Here is a 25,525-nt window from a genome sequence, read left to right on the forward strand (position 1 = left end):
CGGGGATACCCCAACAAAAGGGGTATCCCCGGTTGGTCGTTCCTAGGGGGGCAGGTACGCCGGTAAGGTGGCGTCCGCTGTTAATTTCTGGGATCTGTGTGCCCCCGGCACCAATCACGGACCTTGACCGTTACGTATTCGTCGAATCCTCAAGACCGTCACCTCTGACGCACGCGCGCGGGGGTCGCAGGAGGCACCGTGCTCACCGCGTTCGCCCGGGCGTTCAAGACGCCCGACCTGCGCAAGAAGCTGCTCTTCACGTTGGGCATCATCGTGATCTACCGGCTCGGGGCGCACATCCCGATCCCCGGCGTGGATTACTCGAGCGTCCAGACGTGCATGGACCAGTCCAGCTCCACGACCGGCCTGTTCGGCCTGGTCAACATGTTCAGTGGTGGCGCGCTGCTCCAGATCACGGTCTTCGCGCTCGGCATCATGCCGTACATCACCGCGAGCATCATTCTGCAGCTGCTCACCGTGGTGATCCCGCGTCTGGAGGCCCTCAAGAAGGAGGGTCAGGCCGGTACGGCGAAGATCACGCAGTACACGCGCTACCTGACCGTGGCTCTCGCCATCCTCCAGGGCACCGGCCTGGTGGCCACCGCCCGGACCGGCGCGCTCTTCCAGGGCTGCTCCGTCGCGAGCCAGATCGTCCCGGACCAGTCGATCTTCATCACCGTCACCATGGTCATCGTCATGACCGCCGGCACCTGCGTGATGATGTGGCTCGGTGAGCTGATCACCGACCGCGGCATCGGCAACGGCATGTCGATCCTGATGTTCATCTCGATCGCGGCCAGCTTCCCGGCCTCGCTGTGGGCCATCAAGCAGCAGGGCTCGCTGGCCGACGGCTGGATCGAGTTCGGCACCGTCATCCTCGTCGGCCTGGTCATGGTCGGCCTGGTGGTCTTCGTCGAGCAGGCCCAGCGCCGTATCCCGGTCCAGTACGCGAAGCGCATGATCGGGCGCCGGTCCTACGGCGGTACGTCTACGTACATCCCGCTCAAGGTGAACCAGGCGGGTGTGATCCCTGTCATCTTCGCCTCGTCGCTCCTCTACATCCCGGCACTCGTCGCCCAGTTCGCGGGCGGCAACTCCAGCTGGAAGCTGTGGATCGACGACCACCTGACCAAGGGAAATCACCCGATTTACATCGTCACGTACTTCCTCCTGATCGTTTTCTTCGCGTTCTTCTACGTGGCGATCTCGTTCAACCCCGAGGAAGTCGCGGACAACATGAAGAAGTATGGTGGCTTCATCCCGGGCATCCGGGCTGGCCGACCGACCGCTGAGTACCTTTCGTACGTGCTCAACCGGATCACCTGGCCGGGTTCGCTGTACTTGGGTCTGATCGCTCTCGTACCGACGATGGCGTTGGTTGGTTTCGGGGCAAGCCAGAACTTCCCGTTCGGCGGCACCAGCATCCTCATCATCGTGGGTGTGGGGCTGGAGACGGTGAAGCAGATCGAGAGCCAGCTCCAGCAGCGCAATTACGAAGGGTTCCTCCGCTGATGCGAATCGTCCTCGTCGGGCCGCCCGGGGCTGGCAAGGGAACGCAGGCCGCGTTCCTCGCCCAGAACCTGTCGATCCCGCACATCTCCACGGGCGACCTCTTCCGTGCCAACATCAGCCAGGGCACGGATCTCGGCAAGCAGGCGAAGTCCTACATGGACGCGGGCCAGCTGGTACCGGACGAGGTCACCATCGGGATGGCCAAGGACCGCATGGAACAGCCGGACGCCGTGAACGGCTTCCTGCTCGACGGCTTCCCTCGCAACGTCTCGCAGGCCGAGGCGCTCGACGTCGCCCTCAAGGCCGACGACGTGAAGCTGGACGCGGTCCTGGACCTGGAGGTCCCCGAGGACGAGGTGGTCAAGCGCATCGCCGGCCGCCGCATCTGCCGCAACGAATCGGCGCACGTCTTCCACGTCGTGTACAAGCAGCCCGCGACCGAGGGCGTCTGTGACGTCTGCGGCGGCGAGCTGTACCAGCGCGACGACGACAAGGAAGAGACCGTCCGCAAGCGGCTGGAGGTCTACCACACCCAGACCGAGCCGATCATCGACTACTACCGGGAGCAGGGGCTCGTCGTGACGATCTCCGCCCTCGGCAAGGTCGAGGAGGTCACGGCGCGGGCCATGGTGGCCCTGGGACGCTAGTCCCGTCGCACGTCTGTACGTGGCTGAGGCCGCGGTTCCCCGTCCGGGGGGCCGCGGCCTTAGTGTTGGTGTACGTACACCTCGTACCGGATGACGGAGAGCGCAGGCCCCCATGGTGCAGATCAAGACCCCCGACCAGATTCGCAAGATGCGGGAGGCGGGGCTTGTCGTCGCGGCGATCCACGCCGCGACCCGTGAGGCGGCCGTGCCCGGCGCCACCACCCGGGACCTGGACGAGGTGGCGCGCAAGGTGCTCGACGAGCACGGCGCGAAGTCGAACTTCCTGGGCTACGGCGGGTTCCCCGCCACCATCTGCACCTCGAAGAACGAGGTCGTGGTCCACGGCATCCCGAGCGAGAAGGTCGTCCTGGAGGACGGCGACATCATCTCCATCGACTGCGGCGCGATCGTGGACGGCTGGCACGGCGACGCCGCGTACACCGCGTTCGTCGGTTCCGGTCACGCACCGGAGCTGATCGAGCTGTCCCGGGTGACCGAGGAGTCGATGTGGGCCGGTATCGCGGCCATGAAGGCCGGTAACCGCCTGGTGGACATCTCGCGGGCCATCGAGACGTACATCCGCCGCCAGCCCAAGCCCGGCGGCGGCAAGTACGGCATCGTCGAGGACTACGGCGGCCACGGCATCGGCACCGAGATGCACATGGACCCGCACCTCCTGAACTATGTCGAGCGCCGCCGCGGCAAGGGCCCGAAGCTGGTCCCCGGCTTCTGCCTCGCCATCGAGCCCATGGTCGCCCTGGGCACCCCCCGTACGGCGGTCCTGGAGGACGACTGGACCGTGGTCTCCACGGACGGCACCTGGTCCTCCCACTGGGAGCACTCGGTGGCGGTGACGGAGGAGGGCCCCCTGGTCCTGACGGCACCTGATGGCGGCAAGGCGAAGCTGGCGGAGATGGGGATCACGGCCGCGCCCGATCCGCTGGGGTGAAAAAGGGGCCCGAGTGGCGGGCTTAGTGATCTCTCTGGTAGGGGAGAATCCCTGGATTCGTCTTTCCGGGGGTACTGACGTAGACTGACGCGTCGGCTCTCGTGTATTGGCATGTCTGCATGCGAAGCGGGAGTCGATCAAGGTAGTCGATTCGAAGGGCGAAGCGTGGCCAAGAAGCAAGGTGCCATCGAGATCGAGGGCACTGTCGTCGAGTCTCTTCCGAACGCCATGTTCAAGGTCGAGCTCCAGAACGGCCACCAGGTCCTGGCACACATCAGCGGCAAGATGCGCATGCACTACATCCGTATCCTCCCTGACGACCGGGTCGTGGTGGAGCTGTCTCCGTACGACCTGACGCGTGGCCGGATCGTCTACCGGTACAAGTAGATCTTGCCCGAGTCCCGCTTCCTGCGGGCCGCCGGCAACTGACCCGGAGAACCTCACCCATGAAGGTCAAGCCGAGCGTCAAGAAGATCTGCGACAAGTGCAGGGTGATCCGCCGTCACGGCCGGGTCATGGTGATCTGCGACAACCCGCGCCACAAGCAGCGCCAGGGCTGACGCACGACTGACTGCAGTTCGTTCGCAGAGATTCGCGCGACGCACGCAACACATTGAGTACATACGCAGAGCCCGCCGGCGGTGGATCACTCCACCGTGGCGACACCCTCAGTCGGAGGCTGAGGACCCAGGTAGTACCTGATACGGCGCCTGGGGCCGGTTCTGCTGCAGACCTCCGAATATCAACAGGAGCCATGAATGGCACGCGTTGAAGGCGTTGACCTCCCGCGCGACAAGCGCATCGAGGTCGCCCTCACCTACGTGTTCGGCATCGGGCGTACGCGCGCCCAGCTGACGCTGGACACGGTCGGTATCGACCGCAACATCCGTGTTCGCGACCTGAGCGAGGAAGACCTCGTCAAGATCCGCGAGTACGTGGACCAGAACTTCCAGACCGAGGGTGACCTCCGTCGCGAGATCCAGGCCGACATCCGCCGCAAGGTCGAGATCGGCTGCTACCAGGGTCTGCGCCACCGTCGTGGTCTGCCGGTCCGCGGCCAGCGCACCAGCACGAACGCTCGTACCCGCAAGGGCCCGCGTCGCGCCATCGCCGGCAAGAAGAAGCCGGGCAAGAAGTAGTCCTCAGCGGACGCTTTTCAGCGGTCTTCGCTGTAGGACCGACCACCTCCCGTAGGAGAACGACATGCCCCCCAAGGGACGTCAGGGCGCTGCCAAGAAGGTGCGCCGCAAGGAAAAGAAGAACGTCGCTCACGGCCACGCGCACATCAAGAGCACGTTCAACAACACGATCGTGTCCATCACGGACCCGACCGGCAACGTGATCTCGTGGGCCTCCGCCGGCCACGTCGGCTTCAAGGGTTCGCGCAAGTCGACCCCGTTCGCCGCGCAGATGGCCGCCGAGTCGGCCGCCCGTCGCGCGCAGGAGCACGGCATGCGCAAGGTCGACGTGTTCGTCAAGGGCCCGGGTTCGGGTCGCGAGACCGCCATCCGTTCGCTCCAGGCGACCGGTCTTGAGGTCGGCTCCATCCAGGACGTCACGCCCACCCCGCACAACGGCTGCCGTCCGCCCAAGCGTCGCCGCGTCTGATCTGACGTACGACTGCTTGGTCTGAGGTTTTCGGGCGGTACGGCTCTTTCGGGCCGTGCCGCCCGTACCCTTGATTTATCTCAGGGCATCAAATAGTGGGTGCCCCTGACTGAAGGATCGCAACATGCTGATTGCTCAGCGTCCCTCGTTGACCGAAGAGGTCGTCGACGAGTTCCGCTCCCGGTTCGTCATCGAGCCGCTGGAGCCGGGCTTCGGCTACACCCTCGGCAACTCCCTCCGCCGCACCCTCCTCTCGTCGATCCCCGGCGCTGCTGTCACCAGCATCCGCATCGACGGTGTCCTGCACGAGTTCACCACCGTGCCGGGCGTCAAGGAGGACGTCACCGACCTCATCCTCAACATCAAGCAGCTGGTCGTCTCCTCGGAGCACGACGAGCCGGTCGTGATGTACCTGCGCAAGCAGGGCCCGGGTCTGGTCACCGCCGCCGACATCGCGCCCCCGGCCGGTGTCGAGGTGCACAACCCCGACCTCGTCCTCGCCACGCTCAACGGCAAGGGCAAGCTGGAGATGGAGCTGACCGTCGAGCGCGGTCGCGGTTACGTCTCCGCCGTGCAGAACAAGCAGGTCGGTCAGGAGATCGGGCGCATCCCGGTCGACTCGATCTACTCGCCGGTTCTCAAGGTCACGTACAAGGTCGAGGCCACGCGTGTCGAGCAGCGGACCGACTTCGACAAGCTGATCGTCGACGTCGAGACCAAGCAGGCCATGCGTCCCCGTGACGCCATGGCGTCCGCCGGCAAGACCCTGGTCGAGCTGTTCGGTCTCGCCCGCGAGCTGAACATCGACGCCGAGGGCATCGACATGGGTCCGTCCCCGACGGACGCCGCCCTGGCCGCCGATCTGGCGCTGCCGATCGAGGAGCTCGAGCTCACCGTTCGGTCGTACAACTGCCTCAAGCGCGAGGGCATCCACTCCGTGGGTGAGCTCGTCGCCCGCTCCGAGGCCGACCTGCTCGACATCCGCAACTTCGGTGCGAAGTCGATCGACGAGGTCAAGGCCAAGCTCGCCGGGATGGGTCTGGCGCTGAAGGACTCGCCTCCCGGGTTCGACCCGACCGCCGCCGCCGATGCCTTCGGCGCGGACGACGACGCGGACGCGGGCTTCGTCGAGACCGAGCAGTACTAAGAGCTCGGGACCGGCTGTTTGATTTCGGCTGCCGACCGGCTTCGGCTGGTCGCGCAGTTCCCCGCGCCCCTTACGGGGCGCGGGGTCTCCGACGGGCAAACCCGCCCGCTCGGACACTGACCCCGGTACCTGATACGGCCGGGGCAGACACCAAGGAGAAACACCATGCCGAAGCCCGCCAAGGGTGCCCGTCTGGGCGGCAGCGCCGCGCACGAGAAGCTGCTTCTCGCGAACCTCGCGAAGTCGCTCTTCGAGCACGGCAAGATCACGACGACCGAGGCGAAGGCCCGTCGTCTGCGTCCGTACGCGGAGCGTCTGGTCACCAAGGCGAAGAAGGGCGACCTTCACAACCGCCGTCAGGTGCTCACGGTCATCACGGACAAGAGCGTCGTCCACACGCTCTTCACCGAGATCGCCCCGCGCTACGAGAACCGTCCGGGTGGCTACACCCGCATCACCAAGATCGGTAACCGCCGTGGCGACAACGCGCCCATGGCTGTCATCGAGCTGGTCGAGGCCCTGACGGTCGCGCAGCAGGCCACCGGTGAGGCCGAGGCCGCCACCAAGCGTGCCGCCAAGGACGCCGAGCCGAAGACCGAGGCTCCGGCCGAGGTCGTCGAGGACGCCAAGCCGGCCGACGAGGCCGCCGCTGAGGAGTCCAAGGACGCCTGAGGCCCCGCGCCTCGCGTGTTGAGCGGGTCCGCCCTCCGGGGCGGGCCCGCTTTTCCCGTATCTGACGAGGGATTGTTGTTGTGAGTGATGAAGCAGCGGACGGGTTCGTGCGCGTACGGCTCGACCTGAGTTACGACGGCAGTGACTTCTCCGGGTGGGCCAAGCAGGCCGGCGGGCGGCGGACCGTGCAGGGGGAGATCGAGAGCGCGCTGCGGACCGTGACCCGGTCCGAGCAGACGTACGAGCTGACCGTGGCCGGACGCACCGATGCCGGGGTGCACGCGCGCGGGCAGGTGGCCCACGTCGACCTGCCGGAGAGCGTGTGGGCCGAGCACGAGGAGAAGCTGCTGAAGCGGCTCGCCGGACGGCTGCCCAAGGACGTACGGGTGTGGTCCGTGGCGCCCGCGCCGAGCGGGTTCAACGCGCGGTTCTCCGCCGTGTGGCGGCGGTACGCGTACCGGGTCACCGACCATCCGGGCGGCGTCGACCCGCTGCTGCGCGGGCACGTGCTGTGGCACGACTGGCCGCTCGACGTGGCGGCCATGAACGCCGCCGCGCGGGACCTGCTCGGGGAGCACGACTTCGCCGCGTACTGCAAGCGGCGCGAGGGCGCCACCACCATCCGGACCCTCCAGGAGCTGAGCCTGGTGCGCGGGGACGACGGGATCATCACCGCGACCGTGCGCGCCGACGCCTTCTGCCACAACATGGTGCGCTCGCTGATCGGCGCCCTGCTGTTCGTCGGCGACGGACACCGGCCGCCGGAGTGGCCGGGCAAGGTGCTCGCCGCCGGGGTGCGGGACTCGGCCGTGCACGTGGTGCGGCCGCACGGGCTCACGCTGGAGGAGGTCGGCTACCCGGCCGACGAGCTGCTGGCCGCCCGCAACCGCGAGGCGCGCAACAAGCGGACCCTGCCGGGGGCGGGCTGTTGCTGAACTAACTCGTGTACATCCCAGGCAACTTGGATATGCTTCCGCGATCCGGCCGCGGGGAAACGAATGGGGCGGTCGGGTGACAATGTGGTTGCGCGGGACCTGGGGGGTTTCCGTCGATGGCTTCATTCGGCTCGGTGCGGACGGGGGGACGCCGCGCCGCACCTCGGCACGGAGCTGAGCAGTTCGGGCTGCTGCCGCTGCCGCCCTCGGACAGGGAGAAGTACTCCTATGCCCGGCGGCGGCTGTGGGTCCTGACGATCGGCTCGCTCGTCAGCTTCAGCTGCCTGGTGGTCAGCCAGGTCGAACTGGCCTGGTCCGCACCGCTGTTGTGGGTGTACTCGCCTCTCCTGCTCTTCACCGTCGTCTACTACCTCGTGTCGCTGCGGGTGAACGGCTTCTCCCGGGACTTCGACCTCAAGCGCCACCGCCGTCTGGTGCGCGGCTGGCGGCCCGAGGCCCATCCGTCCGTGGACGTCTTCCTGCCGGTGTGCGGGGAGCCGATCCAGGTGCTCCACAACACCTGGCGGCACGTACGGGCGATGGCCGACCGCTACCCGGGCGCGTGCCTGCCGTTCGTCCTGGACGACGGCGCGTCCCCCGAACTCGCCGCCATGGCACGGGACTTCGGCTTCCGGTACGGGACCCGGGAGAACCGGGGCTGGTTCAAGAAGGCCGGCAATCTGCACTTCGGGTTCGGCCGCTCCGACGGCACGTACATCCTGATCCTGGACGCCGACTTCACCCCGCGCGCCGATCTGCTCCAGGAGCTGCTGCCCTACCTGGAGTCCGACGACCGCGTCGGCATCGTGCAGTCGCCGCAGTACTTCCGGGTGCTCGACTCGCAGAACTGGATCGAGCGCGGCGCGGGTGCCGTGCAGGAGCTGTTCTACCGGTCCGTGCAGGTGTCCCGGCAGGGCAGTGACGGCGCCATCTGCGTGGGCAGTTGTGCCGTGTACCGGCGGACCGCCCTGGAGGCCAACGGCGGCAGCACCCTCATCGAGCACTCCGAGGACGTGCACACGGGATTCGATCTGCGGGGCCTCGGCTGGGGCCTGCGGTACGTGCCGGTCGCCCTGTCCACCGGGGTGTGCCCGGACACCGCCGGCGCCTTCTTCAACCAGCAGTACCGGTGGTGCTCGGGCTCCATGAGCCTGCTGGGCAGCGCCAAGTTCTGGCAGCGGAAGATCAACCTGTCGACCCGGCTCTGCTACCTGTCCGGGTTCCTCTACTACATCCACACGGCGCTGTTCACCTTCGCCGCTCCCGTCGTCCCGCTGATGCTGCTGCTCGTCCTGCCGGGCAAGCTGCTGGTGGAGAACCTGCACCTGGTGCTGCCCAGCATCCTCTACGCCACGATCGTCTTCCCGATGTGGCACCGCACGCCCTACCGCCTGGAGGCCTGGGCCGCCCGCATGATGTACGGCTGGGCGCACGTCTTCGCCATCTGGGACATCCTGCGCAGGAACCGCGTGGGCTGGCGGCCCACCGGCTCCTCCGGCGCGAGGAGCGACAAGACCCGCAGGTTCTGGATCGGCATGTGGGTGTGGAGCGGCGGCACCGCGGTGCTGTGGGTGGGCGCCGCGGTCTGGCGGATGCTCACCATGAACGCCCCCGACTTCGCCCTGATCCTGTCCTCCGGCCTGTTCTACGCCCTCGTCGTGGGCCGGGTCCTCGTGCAGCCCCGAGCGGAGAGTGCCCCGTGACACCGACGCGTACGACCCCCACGGCCCGGCGCGGCGCGGGCCTCGTCCTGGCCGCCGTCCTCGCGCTCGGCGGCTGCTCCCTGGGCGGCAACTCCGGCCACGGGCAGGGCGGTTCGGGCTCGCGCGGCGGTGACGGCGGCCCGTCGGCGCAGGCCGAACAGCGGGCGCCCTACGACGTGACCCCGCTGCTCAAGCCCGCCAAGAAGTACTTCGGCGCGGCCGTCGACGGCGCCCCGAACTCGATGAAGCCCGTCGACGCGTACGCGAAGCTCACCGGCAAGCGGCCCAACCTCGTCGAGTACTACGCGGCCTGGGGCGACGGCTTCGACGCCACCGGGGTGCGCAACGCCTGGCGCGCGGGCGCGCTGACGCTGATGTCCTGGGAGCCGTTCGACGCCACGCTCGCCGACATCGCCGCCGGCGAGCGGGACACGTACCTGACGTCGTACGCGACCGCGGTGAAGAAGCTGAACCTGCCCGTCGTCATCGACTTCGCCGACGAGATGAACGGCCCCTGGGAGAAGTGGGGAACCCGGCACGTCACCCCGCGGCAGTACGTCGCCGCCTGGCGGCACATCCACGACACGTTCGCCGAGGTGGGCGCCACGAACGTGATCTGGGCCTGGTCGCCGAACGTCGTCGACCCGATGCCGGACGTGCGCCTCGCGCCCTACTACCCGGGTGACGCGTACGTGGACTGGGTGGGCCTCGTCGGCTACTTCTCCGGCCCCCGGGCCACGTCGTTCGACGCCGTCTTCGGCCGGACGATCCGCGAGATCAGGCGGTTCAGCGCGAAGCCGCTGCTGCTCCTGGAGACGGCCGCGGACCCGGGACCCCGGCGCAGCGCCGACGTGCGCCACCTGTTCGAGGGCGTCGAGGGCGACGACGACCTCATCGGGTTCGTCTGGTTCAACTACGACAAGCGGGCCGACTGGCGCCTCGAGGCGAGCCCGGCGGGCCTCGAACAGTTCAGGAAGCTCGCCGCCGACGACCGCTTCGGCTTCGACGTCCGGAACCCGCGATGAGCGCTCTGCACGGCTCGCGGCCCGACGACGAGACGTTCGCGCTGCGGACGGTGACGCCACGCGTGCCCGTCCAGCCCGCCGGGCCCGCCGGGCCGACCGAGCCCGAGCCGGTGGGCTACGAGATACCCGAGACGCCCGAGACCGGCTGGGACATGGCCGCCAGCCGCCGCCGCACCTGGGTCAGCCGGGGCGTGCTGCTGCTGATCATGGCGATCCAGGCGGCCCTGTCGCTGCGGCTGTCCAACACCGCGTTCCAGGACGAGGCGCTGTACCTGACCGCCGGGCACGCCGAGCTCGCGCACCTGCTCCACGGCACCCCGCTGCCGAAGGACTACGCCGCCTACTTCTCCGGTTCGCCGCAGCTGTACCCGGTGCTCGCGGCCCTGGTCGACGGGCGGTTCGGGCTGTCCGGGGCGCGCGCGCTGAGCCTCGTCCTCATGCTGGGCACGACGGGCCTGCTGTACACGATCACCCGGCGCCTGTTCAGCGAGCGGGCGGCGCTCGCCGCGGCCGGCCTGTTCGCCGTCATGCAGTCGACGATCGTCATGGGGCACTACGCGACGTACGACGCCATGGCGCTGTTCCTGCTCGCGCTGGCCACCTGGATCGTGGTGCGCACCGACCGGATGCCCGCCGTCGCCGGTCTGCTCGCCGCCCCCGTCGCCGTGCTCGCCGTCGGCGTGAAGTACGCGGCCGCCCTGTACCTGCCGACGATCGTGGTGCTCGCGCTGCTCACGGCGTGGCCGAGGCGCGGCGCCGGATCCGCGGTCCTGCGGGTGGTGCTGCTGGTGCTCGGCACCGGCGGACTGCTCGCCGCGGGCGCGCACGCCACCGATCTGCTCGCCGGTGTGCAGCAGACCACCACCGACCGCGCCCACGGCACCGACAGCGCCCGCTACCTGCTCGAACAGTCCGCTGAGTGGGGTGGCCCGATGTTCCTCACGGCGGTCGGCGGCGCGATCTCGTACGGGTGGCGCGGCCGGCTGAACGAGTCACCGCTCGCCCGCAGGCTCGGCAGCCCCGGCCGGACCCGGCGGGTGCTGCTCGGGCTGCTGCTGTGCGGCACCGCGCTGCTCGCGCCCGCCTATCAGATCCACCTGGCCACCGTGGTCTCGCTGTTCAAGCACATCGGCTTCGGCCTGTTCTTCGCGGCGCCGATGGCGGGCGTCGGCGTGACCCGGCTGATCGGCGCCCACTTCCGCCATCCGCAGCTCGGCATCCTGCTGTGGACCACCACGCTCTGCCTGGGCATCCAGCAGGCGGACTGGCGTTTCGGCCTGTGGCCCGACTCCACGCGGATGATCCGGACGATCGCCCCGCGCGTGGACTCCGCCGGGCACTACCTGAGCTCGACGCCCGAGGTGCCCGCCTACTACCTGCGCGCGAAGACCAGCCACCGGCAGTGGCAGAGCGTCTTCGGCATGGAGTACACGGACAGGAAGGGCAGGTACCACGCCGGGGACGACGCCTACCGGACGGCGGTCCGTGACGGGGCCTTCGACCTGATCGTCCTCGACGGGCTGACCAATCCCCGGGTCGACGACATCGTCGCGGCCGCGGCCGAGGGCAACACCCACTACCGGCTGCTGCGCGAGCTGCCGTTCCGCAACTCCGCCGGCACCGGCCGGTACCGGATCTGGGTCAGGACCTCGGGGTGAGCCCCGGCGGGCTCAGCCCTGCGCGGCGGCCGAGGCCTGGAGCTCGCCGCGCTGCTTGATCTTCTGGAAGGTGTACTCCTGAAGGTCGTCGCCGAGCGCGAACAGGACGCTGTCCTTCTTGGTGGCGTCCGTGCCGTTGGTGCGGCCGCCGTTGGTGAAGTACGCGTAGCGGCCCACCGAGTTCGCGGTCTGGCGGCACACGGTCGTACGGCAGAACGTGGGGACGCCGGAGCCGGGCAGCGACAGGACGCCGCCGTCGAAGTCGTACTGCTCCTTGGCGCTCGTCGCCTGCTTCTTGCTGTCGAAGACCGCGACGCCGATGGTGACCGCCGACCCGCTCCTGTAGTAGGTCGCGCGGATGACCTGGGTGCAGCCGTTCTTCTTCAGGACGCCGGCCAGGCCCTTCTGCGCCGCGGCGGTGCAGTCGGCGGTGCGGCTCGTGGCGCCCTTCGTGTACGTGCGGCCACCGAACGTGAGCGTCTTGCCGGGGTAGAGCGTGTCCGCGGTGAGCGGGGCCGTGTCCTTGGCCGCGCTGTCGATGAAGTCGTTGGGGTTCAGCGGCGGCGGCGCGGACGTCGGCTCGAAGGACGGCTGCGCGGTCTTCTCCTCGCTGGGGATGTCCGCGGTGCTCGGCAGCTGGTCGGCCGGCTTGTTCCCGGCGTTGCTGCTCCTGTTCGCGGAGACGATCCCCCAGGCCACCGCCGACCCCACGGCGAGCGTGGCCACCGTGGCGACGCCGATCAGCAGCCACCTGCGCTTGCGAGCGCGTGATTCCGAGGCCTCGGCGAGCGCCGCCCAGTCCGGAGCGTTTCCGTTGTCATTGGGCCCCCACTGGGGTCCCCCCTGCCCGAAGCTCATGGGGCGCATCTTAAACGTGGTGCGTGAGCGCCGGGAGGCGGAGCGCGTTTTGACCCGTGCGGGGGCCCGCGGGTAGTCTGCCTAGTCGTTATGTGTATTGGTTCGCTCATTCTCATGTGAGACGCCCTTACACGGGTTCCCTGGAGCAGTTACCAGTGGGCGGCATACGGGCGCTGAACCCGGCACTGTCGTCCCCAGCTGCACGATCGCTTCAGTGATGCCATTTTCAGCACCCATCCACTGAAGAAGAAGGCTGCTAAGTGCGTACGTACAGCCCTAAGCCCGGCGATGTGACTCGCCAGTGGCACGTCATCGACGCGCAGGACATCGTCCTGGGACGTCTGGCCACCACTGCCGCGACCCTCCTCCGTGGCAAGCACAAGCCGACCTATGCCCCGCACATGGACATGGGCGACTTCGTCGTCATCATCAACGCCGACAAGGTTCACCTGTCCGGCAACAAGAAGACCCAGAAGATGGCGTACCGCCACTCCGGCTACCCGGGTGGTCTGCGCTCCGTCCGTTACGACGAGCTTCTGGAGAAGAACCCCGAGAAGGCCGTCGAGAAGGCCATCAAGGGCATGCTCCCCAAGAACACGCTCGGCCGTCAGATGATCTCGAAGCTGAAGGTCTACTCGGGCGACCAGCACCCGCACGCTGCCCAGCAGCCGGTGCCGTTCGAGATCACCCAGGTCGCGCAGTAGTACCGGCCACAGCCCCAAAGACAGAAAAGAATCTGAGGAGAACCGTGGCCGAGACCACTGCCGAGACGCCGGTCGAAGAGATCGTCGACGTCGAGAGCTACACCACCGAGTCGGACGCGCCCGTCGAGGGCGAGTACACCTCGGAGTCCAACCCCGCCCGCTTCGGCGACCCGCAGCCGGCCGCCGGCCTGGGCCGTCGCAAGAACGCCATCGCGCGCGTCCGCATCGTGCCGGGCACGGGCAAGTGGAAGGTCAACGGGCGCACGCTCGAGGACTACTTCCCGAACAAGGTCCACCAGCAGGAAGTCAACGAGCCCTTCAAGGTGCTCGAGCTCGACGGCCGCTACGACGTCATCGCCCGCATCGCGGGTGGCGGTGTCTCCGGCCAGGCCGGCGCCCTGCGCCTCGGTGTTGCCCGCGCGCTGAACGAGGCCGACGTGGACAACAACCGCCCGGCGCTCAAGAAGGCCGGTTACCTCAAGCGTGACGACCGTGCGGTCGAGCGCAAGAAGGCCGGTCTCAAGAAGGCCCGCAAGGCCCCGCAGTACAGCAAGCGCTAAAGCTCGCTGCCTGCTTGTTTTTCCCGTTCGCCCCGGCGGCACTTCGCGTGCTGCCGGGGCGTTCGGCTTATGGTCGACTTGTTTTCAGTTCGGAGGACACCAAGTGGGACGACTCTTCGGCACGGACGGTGTGCGCGGCGTGGCCAATGCCGACCTGACCGCCGAGATGGCGCTCGGTCTGTCGGTCGCCGCGGCGCACGTACTCGGTGAGGCCGGTTCGTTCGAGGGGCACCGGCCCGTCGCGGTCGTCGGCCGTGATCCGCGTGCCTCGGGCGAGTTCCTGGAGGCCGCGGTCGTCGCGGGTCTGGCGAGCGCGGGCGTCGACGTCCTGCGCGTCGGCGTGCTGCCCACCCCCGCGGTGGCGTATCTCACCGGTGCGCTGGGCGCCGACCTCGGCGTGATGCTCTCCGCGAGCCACAACGCCATGCCCGACAACGGCATCAAGTTCCTCGCGCGCGGCGGCCACAAGCTGGACGACGCCCTGGAGGACCGCATCGAGACGATCTACCAGGAGCACCGCACCGGCGCTCCCTGGGACCGTCCGACGGGCGCCGGCGTCGGCCGCGTGAAGGCGTACGACGAGGGGCTCGACCAGTACATCGCGCACCTGGTGGGCGTGCTGCCGAACCGGCTCGAAGGGCTGAAGATCGTCCTCGACGAGGCGCACGGCGCGGCCTCGCGGGTCTCGCCCGAGGCGTTCACCCGGGCCGGGGCCGAGATCGTCACCATCGGCGCCGACCCCGACGGGCTCAACATCAACGACGGGTGCGGCTCGACCCACCTGGACCTGCTGAAGGCCGCCGTCGTCGAGCAGGGCGCCGACTTCGGCATCGCGCACGACGGCGACGCCGACCGCTGCCTGGCCGTGGACCACACCGGTTCCGAGGTCGACGGCGACCAGATCATGGCCGTGCTGTCCCTGGCCATGAAGGAGCGGGGCGCGCTGCGGCACGACACCGTTGTCGCGACCGTCATGTCGAACCTCGGTCTGAAGCTCGCCATGGAGCGTGCGGGCATCACGCTCGTCCAGACCGCGGTCGGCGACCGGTACGTCCTGGAGAACATGAAGGAGCACGGGTTTGCGCTGGGCGGTGAGCAGTCCGGGCACGTGATCGTCCTGGACCACGCGACCACCGGTGACGGCACGCTCACCGGGCTGCTGCTGGCCGCGCGGGTCGCGCAGACCGGGCGCTCGCTCCAGGAGCTGGCGGCCGTCATGGAGCGGCTCCCGCAGGTGCTCATCAATGTGCCGGACGTGGACAAGTCGCGGGTCGGGTCGGCGCCGGAGATCGCTGCCGCCGTGGCGGACGCCGAGGGGGAGCTCGGGGCCACCGGGCGGGTGCTGCTGCGGTCTTCCGGGACCGAGCCGCTGGTGCGGGTGATGGTGGAGGCCGCGGACATCGAGCAGGCCCGCGCGGTCGCCGGGCGGCTCGCCGATGTGGTGAAGTCGGCGCTGGGATAGCCCGGTTGTCGGGTGCGGCTTTCGTCGTGGCCGGTCGCGCAGTTCCCCGCGCCCCTGGAGTGAGCTCCGCTCACCTCAGGGGCGCGTTCGCTTCCAGAGCCATTTCTGGATCAAGAGCGTCAGGGTGCCCGCCACCACGATGCCCGCCAGGTTCAGCAGGAGTTGTTGGGTCGAGCCCAGGGCCTGGCGGTACTCGTTGTAGCTGAAGGCCACCGCCGCGTTCGCCGCCGCCGGGACCGTCGTGACCGAGATGGCCACGCCGACCATGGCGCCCGACTTCGCCGAGGTGAGGGAGAGGGTGCCCGCGGCGCCCGCGAGGACCGCCACCACGAACGAGAACCAGTCCGGGTTGAAGATGAAGCTGGTGTTCGGGCGGTCCGCCTCCAGCTGGGCGCGGCTGAACAGGCCGACCGCGTCCATGAAGTAGCTGAAGCCCACCGCCACCACCATCGACACCGCGAAGCCGACGAGCAGCGCGACAAGCGCCCGCAGGGCCAGGCGCGGGGCGCGTCGCACCAGGGCCGTGCACACGCCGGCGACCGGGCCGAAGTCGGGGCCGACGGCCATGGCGCCGACGATCAGGATCGCGTTGTCGAGCACCACACCGCAGGCCGCGATCATGGTGGCGATCAGCATGAAGGCGACGTAGGTGAAGGAGAGCGTGGACTCCTCGTGCGTGGCCTCGGTGAGCTGGTCCCACAGGACGGCGTCCGCGCCTTCGCCCGGCGCGTCGTCCTCCGCCCGGTCGGCGCGCTCGGACAGCGAGAGGTCGATGTTCTCGACGGCGATCGACCCGGACTCGGCGATGCCCAGTTCTCGCAGGTTCGCGAGGAGTTCGTCGCCGGCCTCGCGGGCGACGTCGCACATCACGACATCGCCCGCCGGGTCGCGGGCCACCCCGGGCAGCACCGCGAGATGCGCGGTGCCGACCGTCTTCTCGATCAGGCGCACCACGTCGTCCGTGGTGCCGGCCGGGGTGATCAGGCGCAGATGCAGCATGACGTCTTTCTAACAGCCCCGGCCGCCCTGCCGCCTACAGCTTGCGCAGGCGCAGGCGCTGCACCTTGTGGTCGGGCCCCTTGGTGATGACGAGGCTCGCGCGGCCGCGCGTGGGCGCCACGTTCTCCAGCAGATTGACCCGGTTCACGGTGCGCCAGGTGGAGCGCGCGTAGTCGAGCGCCTCCTCCTCCGAGACCTGCGTGTACTTCTGGAAGTACGAGGACGGGTTCTGGAACGCCGTCGCGCGCAGCTTCTTGAAGCGGTTGAGGTACCAGCGCTGGATGTCCTCCTCGCGCGCGTCCACGTACACGCTGAAGTCGAAGAAGTCGGCGAGGCCGACCCGGGTGCGGCCGTCCTTGCCGGGCAGGGCGGGCTGGAGGACGTTGATGCCCTCGACGATGAGGATGTCCGGGCGGCGCACGACGAGCCGCTCGTCCGGCACGATGTCGTAGATCAGGTGCGAGTAGACGGGCGCCGTCACCTCGTCCTTGCCCGCCTTGATGTCGGCGACGAACCGGGTCAGGGCCCGCCGGTCGTACGACTCGGGGAAGCCCTTCCGCGACATCAGGCCGCGGGCCTCCAGCTCCCTGGTGGGCAGCAGGAAGCCGTCGGTGGTGACGCGCTCGACGCGCGGGTGCTCGGGCCAGCGCGAGAGCAGCGCCTGGAGGAGGCGGGCGACGGTCGACTTGCCGACCGCCACCGAACCCGCGACCCCTATGACGAACGGCGTGCCGGACTGGGAGCCCTTCTTGCCGGTGTCGCCGAGGAAGGTGTTGAGCGCGCTGCGCAGCCCGTCGGTCGCGCCGACGTACAGATTGAGCAGGCGGGAGAGCGGCAGATAGATGTCGCGGACCTCGTCGAGGTCGATCACGTCACCGAGGCCGCGCAGCCGTTCCAGCTCCTCGGCGGTGAGGGGCAGGGGAGTCTTGTCGCGCAGCGCGCTCCACTCGCCGCGGGTGAGGTCGACGTAGGGAGTCGCCTCCGGCCTGTGCCGGTGGGCGCTCCGCAGGTTTTCGGAGACCGGAGAGATCACAGTCCATTGTTACGGCTGTGTGGCGCGGCGTGGGGGTGGGGTGCGTCACGCCGGGTGGCCCCGCACCTCCCCGCCGTCACAGGTCGTGCACACATATGGACCTCGCGTGTGGACGGCGATACGTTCCGAGGACCTGCGCGACAGAGCCGGTCCCGCGGGTCGGGAGGTAAGACGCGATGTCCGTACTCCGGGTGCCCGCGTTCGTCCGTACGTGGGTGGGGGCTGGTCGGGAGGAAGAGGAGTGGTCGGGGCAGGTCCGCAGCGAGCTGGCGGACGACCTGCCCGACGAGGACATAGGCGAGGACCTCGACGACTGCATCGACCTGTACGAGATGGGGAGCAAGCCGCGCTGCGAGGAGGCCGAGTACCTGGGCCTGGTGCAGGACGCGCGGGACCGGATCGCGTGGGGCCGTTGATCGGGGCGGACACGGGCCTACCCTGCGCAGTATGTGCGGAATCGTGGGATACGTAGGTTCACAGCCGGCTCATGACGTGGTGCTGGCCGGGCTCAAGCGCCTCGAGTACCGGGGCTACGACTCGGCGGGGATCGCGGTCCTCGCCGACGGCGCGCTGGCCTCGGTGAAGAAGGCCGGCAAGCTGGCCAATCTGGAGAAGGCCCTGGTCGACCGGCCGCTGCCGGCCGGGTCCACGGGCATCGGGCACACCCGCTGGGCCACCCACGGCGGCCCCACGGACGGCAACGCGCACCCGCACCTGGACAACGCGTCCCGGGTCGCCGTCGTCCACAACGGGATCATCGAGAACTTCGCGGCCCTGCGCGACGAGCTGTCCGAGCGGGGGCACACGCTCGTCTCCGAGACGGACACCGAGGTGGTCGCGCACCTGCTCGGCGAGGAGTTCACGGGGGACCTGGCGGAGGCCATGCGGCGGGTCTGCCGCCGTCTGGAGGGCGCGTTCACGCTGGTCGCGGTGCACGCGGACGCGCCGGACGTGGTGGTGGGCGCGCGCCGGAACTCGCCGCTGGTGGTGGGTGTCGGGGAGGGCGAGGCGTTCCTGGCGTCGGATGTGGCCGCGTTCATCGCGCACACCCGCTCCGCGATCGAGCTGGGGCAGGACCAGGTCGTCGAGCTGCGCCCCGACGCGGTCGTCGTGACGGACTTCGACGGGCGCCCCGCCGACGTGCGCAGCTACCACATCGACTGGGACGCCTCGGCCGCCGAGAAGGGCGGCTACGACTACTTCATGCTCAAGGAGATCGCCGAGCAGCCGAAGGCCGTCGCCGACACGCTGCTGGGCCGGATCGGCGCCGAGGGGCAGCTCACGCTGGACGAGCTGCGCATCCCGGCGCAGGTGCTGCGGATGGTCGACAAGGTCGTCATCGTGGCGTGCGGGACCGCGTTCCACGCCGGTCTGATCGCCAAGTACGCCATCGAGCACTGGACCCGTATCCCGTGCGAGGTGGAGCTGGCGAGCGAGTTCCGCTACCGGGACCCGATCCTCGACGCGCGGTCCCTGGTCATCGCGATCTCGCAGTCCGGGGAGACCATGGACACCCTGATGGCGCTGCGGCACGCGCGCGAGCAGGGGGCGACGGTGCTGGCCATCTGCAACACCAACGGGTCGACGATCCCGCGCGAGTCGGACGCGGTGCTGTACACGCACGCCGGCCCGGAGGTCGCGGTCGCGTCCACGAAGGCGTTCCTGACGCAGCTGGTGGCCTGCTATCTGGTCGCGCTGTACCTGGGCCAGGTGCGGGGCACCAAGTGGGGCGACGAGATCGCCGCCGTCGTACGGGAGCTGGGGCGGATCGGCGAAGAGGTCGAGCGGGTCCTGGAGACCATGGAGCCGGTGCGCGAGCTGGCCCGGTCGCTGGCCGGGCAGGACACCGTGCTCTTCCTCGGGCGGCACGTCGGGTACCCCGTGGCCCTGGAGGGCGCGCTGAAGCTCAAGGAGCTGGCGTACATGCACGCCGAGGGGTTCGCGGCGGGGGAGCTGAAGCACGGGCCGATCGCGTTGATCGAGGACGGGGTGCCGGTGGTCGTCGTGGTGCCGTCGCCGCGCGGGCGCTCGGTGCTGCACGACAAGATCGTCTCCAACATCCAGGAGATCCGGGCGCGCGGGGCGCGGACCATCGTCATCGCGGAGGAGGGCGACGAGGCGGTGGTGCCGTACGCCGATCACCTCGTGCGGGTGCCGGCCACGCCGACGCTGCTGCAGCCGCTGGTGGCCACGGTCCCGTTGCAGGTGTTCGCGTGCGAGCTGGCGACGGCGCGCGGCAACGAGGTGGACCAGCCGCGGAACCTGGCGAAGTCGGTGACCGTGGAGTGAGCGCGCGACCTTAGGGTGCTCGGCATGAGCATCATCGGGGTCGGGATCGACGTGGCCGAGATCGGGCGGTTCGCGGCGGCGCTGGAGCGTACGCCGGGGATGGCCGCGCGGCTGTTCACGGACGGCGAGCTGTTGCTGCCCAGTGGGGAGCGGCGCGGGGTCGCTTCGCTCGCCGCCCGGTTCGCGGCCAAGGAGGCGGCCGCCAAGGCGTTGGGGGCGCCTCGGGGGCTGCGGTGGGGGGATGCCGAGGTGTATGTCGAGGGGAGTGGGCAGCCGCGGTTGCGGGTGACCGGGACCGTGGCTGCGCGCGCCGCCGAGCTGGGGGTGCGGTCCTTTCATGTCTCGCTCAGCCATGACGCCGGGGTGGCGTCCGCCGTGGTGATCGCCGAAGGCTGACGGCGCCGGTGCCGCGCCCCTGGGTTGTCGTTCGTCTGCGGGCCGGTGGCCGCTTCTCGCGCAGTTCCCCGCGCCCCTGAAAGGCCTGCGGCCTTCAGGGGAAGCTGCGCGCAGCGCATGCTTCAGGGGCGCGGGGAACTGCGCGACCAGCCACGACGAGAGGCGCGCGTGGGGAGCTGCGGGAGTTGCTAGGAGGTGTGGATGTCCCGCCACGCCGCCGGGACGGCGTGCGCCACGTCCTGGGCCGATACCGGCGCCCCGCCCGAGGCGAAGCGGGCGGCGAGGCCGTGGAGGTAGGCGCCCGCCGAGGCGGCGTCCAGCGGATGCAGCCCCGCAGCCAGCAGCGACCCGGTCAGCCCGGAGAGGACATCGCCGCTGCCCGCGGTGGCGAGCCAGGGCGTACCGGTCGGGTTCACCCGGACCGTGGAGCCCGGGGACGTGATCAGGGTCGTCGAGCCCTTCAGGAGGACCGTCGCCGCGTAGCGCTCCGCCAACGCCCGTACGGAGGAGAGCCGCTGTCCCTCCACCTCGTCCCGGGCGACGCCGAGCAGCGCCGCGGCCTCCCCGGCGTGCGGGGTGAGCACGGTGGGGGCGGTGCGGGCGCGCACGGCGCGCACGTCCGCCAGCCGCAGCCCGTCCGCGTCGATCAGCACCGGCACATCGGAGTCGAGGACGTCCAGCAGCCCGTCGGCCTCGTCGCCCAGGCCGGGGCCGATCACCCAGGACTGCACGCGCCCCGCCTTCGCGGGCGGCCCCGCCGACACCAGCGTCTCGGGGAACCGCGCGAGCACCGCGTCCGCCGCCGGGCCCACGTAGCGCACCGCGCCCGCGCCGCCGTGCAGGGCGCCCGCCACCGCCAGGACCGCCGCGCCCGGGTAGCGCGCCGAGCCGGCGACCACGCCGACCACACCGCGCCGGTACTTGTCGCTCTCGCCGGTCGGCTCGGGCAGCAGCGCCGCCACGTCCGCGTGCTGCGGCGCTTCGAGCACGGCTTGCTCTTCGGGGAGTTCCAGGCCGATGTCCACCAGGCGCAGCGCGCCCGCGTACTCGCGCGCCGGGTCGACCAGCAGGCCCGGCTTGTACGCGCCGAAGGTGACGGTCGCCGTCGCCCGGACCGCGTCGCCGTGCACCTCGCCGGTGTCCGCGTCCACGCCGCTCGGCAGGTCCACCGCCACGACGAGTCCCCGGGCGGCCTCCGCCAGCCGGGCCGCGCGGGGGCGCAGCCCGCCCCGGCCGCCGATGCCGACGATGCCGTCCAGGACGAGGTCGGCCCGGGACACCGCCTCCTCGGCGGCGTCCGACTCGGCGTCCAGCAGCGTGCCGCCCGCCGCGCGCAGGGCCGCGAGGCCGCCCGCGTGCGCCCGGTCGGGGGAGAGCAGCAGCGCGGTGACGCCCGCGCCCCGGCGGGCCAGGCGGGCGCCCGCGTACAGCGCGTCGCCGCCGTTGTCACCGGAGCCGACCAGCAGGGCCACCCGGGAGCCGTACACCTTGCCGAGCAGGTCCGCGCAGGCCACGGCCAGGCCCGCGGCGGCGCGCTGCATCAGGGCGCCGTCCGGCAGGCGCGCCATCAGCGCGCGTTCGGCGGACCGGACCGTTTCCACGTCATAGGCAGTGCGCATGTCACCGAGTCTCCCCCAGGAGGTGGGTGCGCAGCAGGTTCGCCGTCTCGGCAGGGTGGGTGGACCAGCCATTGTGGGCGCCGGGAAAGAGCGAAAGGTCCAGGTCCAGTCGGTCGGCCATGAGGGCCGCCGGACGGTGGGGGAGATGCGGGCGGGTGCGGGCGCCGATCGCGAGCGTCAGCCGGTGCCGCACCGCCGCGAGGGCGTCGAGATCGGGGACGTACGCGGCGAAGCTGCGGTACTCGTGCTCCACGGCCAGCGGCGCGTTCGCCGCCAGGCGGACCAGCATGTCCCGGGTGCGGGGCGGCAGGTCGGGCCCCCGCATCCACGTGGCCGGTTCCATCGCCCCGCCGATGCCGCGCAGGAACCGCTCGCCCGCCGCCTCCAGGCCCTCCCGCGCGAACAGCTCGTGCACCTCGTCGAAGAACGCCAGCTGCTCCGCCGCGTCGGGGAGCACGGACCACGACGGCGGCTCGTGCGCGACCGCCCGGCGGACCCGGCCGGGGTGGCGGGCCAGCAGGTCGAGGGCGACGATCGCGCCGCTCGACGCCCCGGCCACGTAAGCGGGTTCGGCGGGTGACACGGCGTCCAGGAGGCGGCGCGCGTCGTCGGCGTGGACCGGTACCCGCTGCTCGGTGTGCGGGCCGTCCAGGGTGCTGCGCGAGTAGCCGCGCGGGTCGTGGGTGAGCACCGTGAAGGTGTCCGCCAGCGCGTCGGCGACCGGGTCGAGGACCGCCGCGTCGCCGCCCGCGCCGGGCAGCAGGAGCAGCAGGGGGCCGGTGCCGCGCAGCTCGTGGTGCAGGGTCGCGCCCGGCACGCGCAGTGTGCTCTGTGTGATCAACTGTCCGCCTCCTCCGGCCAGTTGGAGAGCGCCACGTGCAGCGCCTCCAGGGCGGCGGCCCAGGACCGCTCCACGTCCCGGCGGTGCCGGAAGCCGCCCGCCAGCTCCAGGGCGACGAAACCGTGGAAGGTGCTGCGCAGCAGGCGGACCGCGTCGGTCAGCGCAGGTTCCGTCAGGCCGTAGCCCTGGAGCAGGGCGTAGGGGCCGGTGAGATTGCGGCGCAGGCCCGGGTGGTCGTCGAGCGCCGACGGGCCGAGCTCCAGCTGGGTCGCCGCGTACCGGCCGGGGTGCTCCCGGGCGAAGGCGCGGTAGGCGTGCGCGAAGGCGAACAGCGCGTCGCGTCCGGCGCGGCCCGCCAGCGCGTCCGAGATCCGGTCCGCGAGGTCGAGGCCGGACAGGACCGCGACCCGCGTGCTCAGGTCGGAGAGGCCGCGGACGTGCGCGTACAGGCTCGCGTCCTTCACGCCGAAGCCGCGGGCGAGCGCCGCGATGGTGATGTTCTCGAAGCCGACCGTGTCGGCGAGATCGGCGGCCGCGGCCACCACCCGCTCGCTGGTCAGTCCCGCTCTGGCCATCATCTTCCTGCGGTCCCTTTCCGTGCGCCTAGGGGTCCTAGGTTTTTGCTTACGGTACGTAGGATCGGATAGGCCGATCAACCGCTTTTCGGGTTCCGTGCCGCGCGGCTGACCGGGAAGCGGCGCGGCGCCGGGTTCTTCTCATGCCCATGACCAGCACCTCCGTGCGCGGCGGACTCGCCGCGCTGCTCGCCCTCGCCGTGGCCCTGCCCGCGGGCCAGGCCCTCGCGCACCCCGGACCACCGGTGCCGTACGCGACCGTGACGCCCGCCCCGGCCCCCGAGGCCGGCCTCGTCCCCGGCGTCCGGCCCGCCCCGCACCGGGACTGGCCCCAGGACACCCCCGACCAGACGCTGCCCCCGCACGTCTACACCCCCAGCGCCGAGGAGGACGCGATCGAGCCGCCGCCCGCGCCGCCCGGGGCCGACGCGCTCGTCGAGTACGTGCCGCCGGGCGAGGCGCTGTACCCGGCGGAACCCGGCGGCGCGCCCGGCCCGCTCGCGGCGGCCGCCTGCACCGCGCGGACCGGCCCCTACCAGCGCCAGGTCGAACGCTGGCTGAAGCGCAAGGCCGACGGGAAGCAGTCGCCCGCCGACTGCCGGGCCATCCGCGCCTTCCAGACCCGGCAGGGCATCCGCCCCAACGCCGGTTTCGCCGGCCCCGTCACCTGGGGCCGGATGCGCGCCATCAGCGCCCGCAAGAACCCCAACGCGGCGAAGAAGTGCCCCACGCGCGCGTACCGGCTCGCCTGCGTCGACCTGCCGCGCCAGCTGATGTGGGTCAGCAAGGGCAAGAAGATCGTCTACGGGCCGGTCCCGATCCGCAGCGGACGGGCCGGCAACCGCACCCGCACCGGCTGGCACAAGGTCTACTGGCGGCACAAGAACCACTGGTCGTCGCTGTACAACAGCCCCATGCCGTACAGCCAGTTCTTCAGCGGCGGCCAGGCGTTCCACGGCATCTACGGCAATGTCTACAGCCCGCCCGGCTCGCGCGGGTGCGTCAATCTGCGGGTCTCCGACGCCAAGCGGCTCTGGGGAGTCCTCAAGGGCGGCGACCGGGTCTACGTATGGGGCCGCAAGCCCGGCACCTGACTCTCCGGGGAGTTGTCGCACCCCTCTGAGAGACTGGGCGCACCATGAACGAGAACGTGACTGCCCCGCTTCGCGCCCGCGCCGAGATCGACCTGGCCGCGCTCAAGGCCAATGTGCGGTCCCTGCGCGCGCACGCGCCGGGGGCCGCGTTCATGGCCGTCGTGAAGGCCGACGCGTACGGGCACGGGATGCTCCCGGTGGCCCGCGCCGCCAAGGAGGCCGGTGCCGAGTGGGTCGGCACCGCCACTCCCGAGGAGGCCCTCGCGCTGCGCGCGGCCGGCATCCCGGGCCGGATCATGTGCTGGCTGTGGGTGCCCGGCGGGCCCTGGCGCGAGGGTGTCGAGGCGGACCTCGACATGTCGGTGAGCGGCCTGTGGGCGCTGCGCGAAGTGAGCGCCGCCGCGCGCGAGCTGGGCCGCACCGCCCGCGTCCAGCTCAAGGCCGACACCGGGCTCGGCCGGGGCGGCTGTCTGCGCGCGGACTGGCCCGAGCTGGTGCGCGAGGCGCTCGCCGCGCAGGCCGCGGGCCTGGTCACCGTCACCGGCCTGTGGTCGCACTTCGCCTGCGCCGACGAGCCCGGACACCCCTCGATCGCCGCGCAGTTGACCGAGTTCCGCGAGATGGTCGGCTACGCGGAGGGTGAGGGCGTCACCCCCGAGGTACGGCACATCGCCAACTCGCCGGGCACGCTCACCCTCCCCGAGACCCACTTCGACCTGGTCCGCCCGGGCATCGCCATGTACGGCATCTCGCCCAGCCCCGAGCTGGGCACCCCGGAGGACTTCGGGCTGCGCCCGGTGATGACCCTGAAGGCGTCGCTCGCGCTCGTGAAGCACGCGCCGGGCGGCCTCGGCGTCAGTTACGGGCACCACTACGTCACCCCGGGCCCCACGACCCTCGGCCTGGTGCCGGTCGGCTACGCGGACGGGATCCCGCGGCACGCCTCCGGCACCGGCCCCGTCCTGATCGGCGGCAAGCGGCGCACGGTCGCGGGCCGGGTCGCGATGGACCAGTTCGTCGTCGACCTCGGCGGCGACGAGCCGGCCGCGGGCGACGAGGCGGTGCTGTTCGGCCCCGGCGACGCCGGGGAGCCGACCGCCGAGGACTGGGCGGCGGCATCGGGCACCATCGCGTACGAGATCGTCACGCGCATCGGCTCCCGTGTTCCGCGCGTCTATGTGAACGGGACGTCCGGGGCACCGGACGTGCGGCAGGCCGACCGGGCCCACACTGTGTGAA

At 70.5% G+C, this 25,525-nt stretch carries 27 protein-coding genes; 21 read left to right on the forward strand and 6 right to left on the reverse strand.

Annotation, left to right across the window (positions count from 1 at the left end; genetic code table 11):
* Nucleotides 1-198: 198 nt before the first annotated feature.
* The 13 genes from secY to ABII15_RS23075 all read left to right on the forward strand — a co-directional run bounded on the left by secY (nucleotide 199) and on the right by ABII15_RS23075 (nucleotide 11,856).
* Nucleotides 199-1,512, forward strand: coding sequence for a preprotein translocase subunit SecY (gene secY, locus ABII15_RS23015; RefSeq protein WP_353944186.1), 1,314 nt, complete (start codon nucleotides 199-201; stop codon nucleotides 1,510-1,512).
* Nucleotides 1,512-2,159, forward strand: coding sequence for an adenylate kinase (locus tag ABII15_RS23020; RefSeq protein ID WP_353944187.1), 648 nt, complete (start codon nucleotides 1,512-1,514; stop codon nucleotides 2,157-2,159). The genes secY and ABII15_RS23020 overlap by 1 nt, the downstream gene beginning before the upstream one ends.
* Nucleotides 2,160-2,271: 112 nt before the next feature.
* Complete coding sequence (map, locus tag ABII15_RS23025; RefSeq protein ID WP_111663857.1) at nucleotides 2,272-3,108, forward strand: type I methionyl aminopeptidase; 837 nt, start codon at nucleotides 2,272-2,274, stop codon at nucleotides 3,106-3,108.
* 165 nt (nucleotides 3,109-3,273) lie between these two features.
* The gene (gene infA, locus ABII15_RS23030; RefSeq protein WP_003948620.1) at nucleotides 3,274-3,495 is read left to right on the forward strand and encodes a translation initiation factor IF-1; all 222 of its coding nucleotides are present in this window, start codon (nucleotides 3,274-3,276) and stop codon (nucleotides 3,493-3,495) included.
* Between the two features lie 59 nt (nucleotides 3,496-3,554).
* Nucleotides 3,555-3,668 carry a 50S ribosomal protein L36 gene (gene rpmJ / locus ABII15_RS23035; protein ID WP_003974245.1) on the forward strand — a complete coding sequence of 38 codons (114 nt, stop codon included), beginning with the start codon at nucleotides 3,555-3,557 and terminating at the stop codon, nucleotides 3,666-3,668.
* 198 nt (nucleotides 3,669-3,866) lie between these two features.
* A complete protein-coding gene (rpsM, locus tag ABII15_RS23040; RefSeq protein WP_111663858.1) occupies nucleotides 3,867-4,247 on the forward strand; it encodes a 30S ribosomal protein S13 in 381 nt (126 codons plus the stop codon).
* 64 nt (nucleotides 4,248-4,311) lie between these two features.
* Nucleotides 4,312-4,716 carry a 30S ribosomal protein S11 gene (rpsK, locus tag ABII15_RS23045; protein WP_003948617.1) on the forward strand — a complete coding sequence of 135 codons (405 nt, stop codon included), beginning with the start codon at nucleotides 4,312-4,314 and terminating at the stop codon, nucleotides 4,714-4,716.
* Nucleotides 4,717-4,840: 124 nt separating this feature from the next.
* Nucleotides 4,841-5,863, forward strand: coding sequence for a DNA-directed RNA polymerase subunit alpha (locus tag ABII15_RS23050; RefSeq protein ID WP_003966937.1), 1,023 nt, complete (start codon nucleotides 4,841-4,843; stop codon nucleotides 5,861-5,863).
* A gap of 165 nt (nucleotides 5,864-6,028) precedes the next feature.
* On the forward strand, nucleotides 6,029-6,535 hold the full coding sequence (gene rplQ, locus ABII15_RS23055; protein ID WP_111663859.1) for a 50S ribosomal protein L17: 507 nt from the start codon (nucleotides 6,029-6,031) through the stop codon (nucleotides 6,533-6,535).
* Between the two features lie 80 nt (nucleotides 6,536-6,615).
* Nucleotides 6,616-7,470 (forward strand): tRNA pseudouridine(38-40) synthase TruA, encoded by an 855-nt coding sequence (truA, locus tag ABII15_RS23060; RefSeq protein ID WP_353944188.1) that lies wholly within the window; start codon nucleotides 6,616-6,618, stop codon nucleotides 7,468-7,470.
* Between the two features lie 287 nt (nucleotides 7,471-7,757).
* Nucleotides 7,758-9,173: a cellulose synthase catalytic subunit gene (locus ABII15_RS23065; RefSeq protein WP_353947162.1), complete on the forward strand. Its 1,416-nt coding sequence runs from the start codon at nucleotides 7,758-7,760 to the stop codon at nucleotides 9,171-9,173.
* Nucleotides 9,170-10,198 (forward strand): glycosyl hydrolase, encoded by a 1,029-nt coding sequence (locus ABII15_RS23070; RefSeq protein ID WP_353944189.1) that lies wholly within the window; start codon nucleotides 9,170-9,172, stop codon nucleotides 10,196-10,198. Before ABII15_RS23065 ends, ABII15_RS23070 begins: the two co-directional genes overlap by 4 nt.
* Nucleotides 10,195-11,856 carry a glycosyltransferase family 39 protein gene (locus ABII15_RS23075; protein ID WP_353944190.1) on the forward strand — a complete coding sequence of 554 codons (1,662 nt, stop codon included), beginning with the start codon at nucleotides 10,195-10,197 and terminating at the stop codon, nucleotides 11,854-11,856. Before ABII15_RS23070 ends, ABII15_RS23075 begins: the two co-directional genes overlap by 4 nt.
* 12 nt (nucleotides 11,857-11,868) lie before the next feature.
* Here the strand turns inward: ABII15_RS23075 and ABII15_RS23080 are convergent, their stop codons facing one another.
* Complete coding sequence (locus ABII15_RS23080) at nucleotides 11,869-12,714, reverse strand: hypothetical protein (protein ID WP_353944191.1); 846 nt, start codon at nucleotides 12,712-12,714, stop codon at nucleotides 11,869-11,871.
* A 260-nt stretch (nucleotides 12,715-12,974) separates the two neighbouring features.
* On the opposite strand from ABII15_RS23080, the gene rplM reads away from it, so the two are divergent.
* The 3 genes from rplM to glmM all read left to right on the forward strand — a co-directional run bounded on the left by rplM (nucleotide 12,975) and on the right by glmM (nucleotide 15,440).
* Nucleotides 12,975-13,418 (forward strand): 50S ribosomal protein L13, encoded by a 444-nt coding sequence (rplM, locus tag ABII15_RS23085; RefSeq protein ID WP_353944192.1) that lies wholly within the window; start codon nucleotides 12,975-12,977, stop codon nucleotides 13,416-13,418.
* Between the two features lie 44 nt (nucleotides 13,419-13,462).
* Nucleotides 13,463-13,978: a 30S ribosomal protein S9 gene (rpsI, locus tag ABII15_RS23090; RefSeq protein ID WP_351458193.1), complete on the forward strand. Its 516-nt coding sequence runs from the start codon at nucleotides 13,463-13,465 to the stop codon at nucleotides 13,976-13,978.
* Between the two features lie 103 nt (nucleotides 13,979-14,081).
* Nucleotides 14,082-15,440 (forward strand): phosphoglucosamine mutase, encoded by a 1,359-nt coding sequence (gene glmM / locus ABII15_RS23095; protein WP_353944193.1) that lies wholly within the window; start codon nucleotides 14,082-14,084, stop codon nucleotides 15,438-15,440.
* A gap of 75 nt (nucleotides 15,441-15,515) precedes the next feature.
* On the opposite strand, the gene ABII15_RS23100 is transcribed toward glmM, so the two are convergent.
* Nucleotides 15,516-16,439 (reverse strand): DUF389 domain-containing protein, encoded by a 924-nt coding sequence (locus tag ABII15_RS23100; RefSeq protein ID WP_353944194.1) that lies wholly within the window; start codon nucleotides 16,437-16,439, stop codon nucleotides 15,516-15,518.
* Nucleotides 16,440-16,473: 34 nt separating this feature from the next.
* Nucleotides 16,474-17,472, reverse strand: coding sequence for a type I pantothenate kinase (gene coaA, locus ABII15_RS23105; protein ID WP_353944195.1), 999 nt, complete (start codon nucleotides 17,470-17,472; stop codon nucleotides 16,474-16,476).
* Between the two features lie 176 nt (nucleotides 17,473-17,648).
* Between coaA and ABII15_RS23110 the strand changes: the two genes are divergently transcribed.
* The 3 genes from ABII15_RS23110 to ABII15_RS23120 are packed head-to-tail and all read left to right on the forward strand — an operon-like array spanning nucleotide 17,649 to nucleotide 20,157.
* Nucleotides 17,649-17,888, forward strand: coding sequence for a hypothetical protein (locus ABII15_RS23110; protein ID WP_353944196.1), 240 nt, complete (start codon nucleotides 17,649-17,651; stop codon nucleotides 17,886-17,888).
* Between the two features lie 31 nt (nucleotides 17,889-17,919).
* Nucleotides 17,920-19,761 carry a glutamine--fructose-6-phosphate transaminase (isomerizing) gene (glmS, locus tag ABII15_RS23115; RefSeq protein ID WP_353944197.1) on the forward strand — a complete coding sequence of 614 codons (1,842 nt, stop codon included), beginning with the start codon at nucleotides 17,920-17,922 and terminating at the stop codon, nucleotides 19,759-19,761.
* 24 nt (nucleotides 19,762-19,785) lie between these two features.
* Entirely contained in the window at nucleotides 19,786-20,157 is a 372-nt protein-coding gene (locus tag ABII15_RS23120; protein ID WP_353944198.1) for a holo-ACP synthase, read from the forward strand.
* 188 nt (nucleotides 20,158-20,345) lie between these two features.
* On the opposite strand, the gene ABII15_RS23125 is transcribed toward ABII15_RS23120, so the two are convergent.
* From ABII15_RS23125 to ABII15_RS23135, 3 genes are read right to left on the reverse strand one after another with little or no spacing between them, the layout of a single operon-like run.
* Nucleotides 20,346-21,776 (reverse strand): NAD(P)H-hydrate dehydratase, encoded by a 1,431-nt coding sequence (locus tag ABII15_RS23125; protein ID WP_353944199.1) that lies wholly within the window; start codon nucleotides 21,774-21,776, stop codon nucleotides 20,346-20,348.
* A gap of 1 nt (nucleotide 21,777) precedes the next feature.
* Complete coding sequence (locus ABII15_RS23130; RefSeq protein ID WP_353944200.1) at nucleotides 21,778-22,617, reverse strand: alpha/beta hydrolase; 840 nt, start codon at nucleotides 22,615-22,617, stop codon at nucleotides 21,778-21,780.
* Nucleotides 22,614-23,192 carry a TetR-like C-terminal domain-containing protein gene (locus tag ABII15_RS23135; protein ID WP_353947163.1) on the reverse strand — a complete coding sequence of 193 codons (579 nt, stop codon included), beginning with the start codon at nucleotides 23,190-23,192 and terminating at the stop codon, nucleotides 22,614-22,616. Before ABII15_RS23135 ends, ABII15_RS23130 begins: the two co-directional genes overlap by 4 nt.
* A gap of 149 nt (nucleotides 23,193-23,341) precedes the next feature.
* On the opposite strand from ABII15_RS23135, the gene ABII15_RS23140 reads away from it, so the two are divergent.
* Both ABII15_RS23140 and alr read left to right on the forward strand, forming a co-directional pair.
* On the forward strand, nucleotides 23,342-24,286 hold the full coding sequence (locus ABII15_RS23140) for a L,D-transpeptidase family protein (protein ID WP_353944201.1): 945 nt from the start codon (nucleotides 23,342-23,344) through the stop codon (nucleotides 24,284-24,286).
* Between the two features lie 44 nt (nucleotides 24,287-24,330).
* Entirely contained in the window at nucleotides 24,331-25,524 is a 1,194-nt protein-coding gene (alr, locus tag ABII15_RS23145; protein WP_353944202.1) for an alanine racemase, read from the forward strand.
* Nucleotide 25,525: the final 1 nt, after the last annotated feature.

This window comes from Streptomyces sp. HUAS MG91 (genome assembly GCF_040529335.1).
GTDB classification, from domain to species: Bacteria; Actinomycetota; Actinomycetes; order Streptomycetales; family Streptomycetaceae; genus Streptomyces; species Streptomyces tabacisoli.

What these genes read in the sequence shown, in the direction of transcription:
- ABII15_RS23100 (WP_353944194.1), bottom strand. Translation starts at nt 16,439, where the DNA reads ATGCTGCATCTGCGCCTGATCACCCCGGCCGGCACCACGGACGACGTG.
- ABII15_RS23135 (WP_353947163.1), bottom strand. Translation starts at nt 23,192, where the DNA reads ATGGCCAGAGCGGGACTGACCAGCGAGCGGGTGGTGGCCGCGGCCGCC.
- ABII15_RS23120 (WP_353944198.1), top strand. Translation starts at nt 19,786, where the DNA reads ATGAGCATCATCGGGGTCGGGATCGACGTGGCCGAGATCGGGCGGTTC.
- ABII15_RS23075 (WP_353944190.1), top strand. Translation starts at nt 10,195, where the DNA reads ATGAGCGCTCTGCACGGCTCGCGGCCCGACGACGAGACGTTCGCGCTG.
- alr (WP_353944202.1), top strand. Translation starts at nt 24,331, where the DNA reads ATGAACGAGAACGTGACTGCCCCGCTTCGCGCCCGCGCCGAGATCGAC.
- glmS (WP_353944197.1), top strand. Translation starts at nt 17,920, where the DNA reads ATGTGCGGAATCGTGGGATACGTAGGTTCACAGCCGGCTCATGACGTG.
- ABII15_RS23050 (WP_003966937.1), top strand. Translation starts at nt 4,841, where the DNA reads ATGCTGATTGCTCAGCGTCCCTCGTTGACCGAAGAGGTCGTCGACGAG.
- rpmJ (WP_003974245.1), top strand. Translation starts at nt 3,555, where the DNA reads ATGAAGGTCAAGCCGAGCGTCAAGAAGATCTGCGACAAGTGCAGGGTG.
- rplQ (WP_111663859.1), top strand. Translation starts at nt 6,029, where the DNA reads ATGCCGAAGCCCGCCAAGGGTGCCCGTCTGGGCGGCAGCGCCGCGCAC.
- ABII15_RS23125 (WP_353944199.1), bottom strand. Translation starts at nt 21,776, where the DNA reads ATGCGCACTGCCTATGACGTGGAAACGGTCCGGTCCGCCGAACGCGCG.
- rpsK (WP_003948617.1), top strand. Translation starts at nt 4,312, where the DNA reads ATGCCCCCCAAGGGACGTCAGGGCGCTGCCAAGAAGGTGCGCCGCAAG.
- ABII15_RS23110 (WP_353944196.1), top strand. Translation starts at nt 17,649, where the DNA reads ATGTCCGTACTCCGGGTGCCCGCGTTCGTCCGTACGTGGGTGGGGGCT.
- rpsM (WP_111663858.1), top strand. Translation starts at nt 3,867, where the DNA reads ATGGCACGCGTTGAAGGCGTTGACCTCCCGCGCGACAAGCGCATCGAG.
- ABII15_RS23140 (WP_353944201.1), top strand. Translation starts at nt 23,342, where the DNA reads ATGACCAGCACCTCCGTGCGCGGCGGACTCGCCGCGCTGCTCGCCCTC.
- ABII15_RS23080 (WP_353944191.1), bottom strand. Translation starts at nt 12,714, where the DNA reads ATGAGCTTCGGGCAGGGGGGACCCCAGTGGGGGCCCAATGACAACGGA.
- ABII15_RS23020 (WP_353944187.1), top strand. Translation starts at nt 1,512, where the DNA reads ATGCGAATCGTCCTCGTCGGGCCGCCCGGGGCTGGCAAGGGAACGCAG.
- map (WP_111663857.1), top strand. Translation starts at nt 2,272, where the DNA reads ATGGTGCAGATCAAGACCCCCGACCAGATTCGCAAGATGCGGGAGGCG.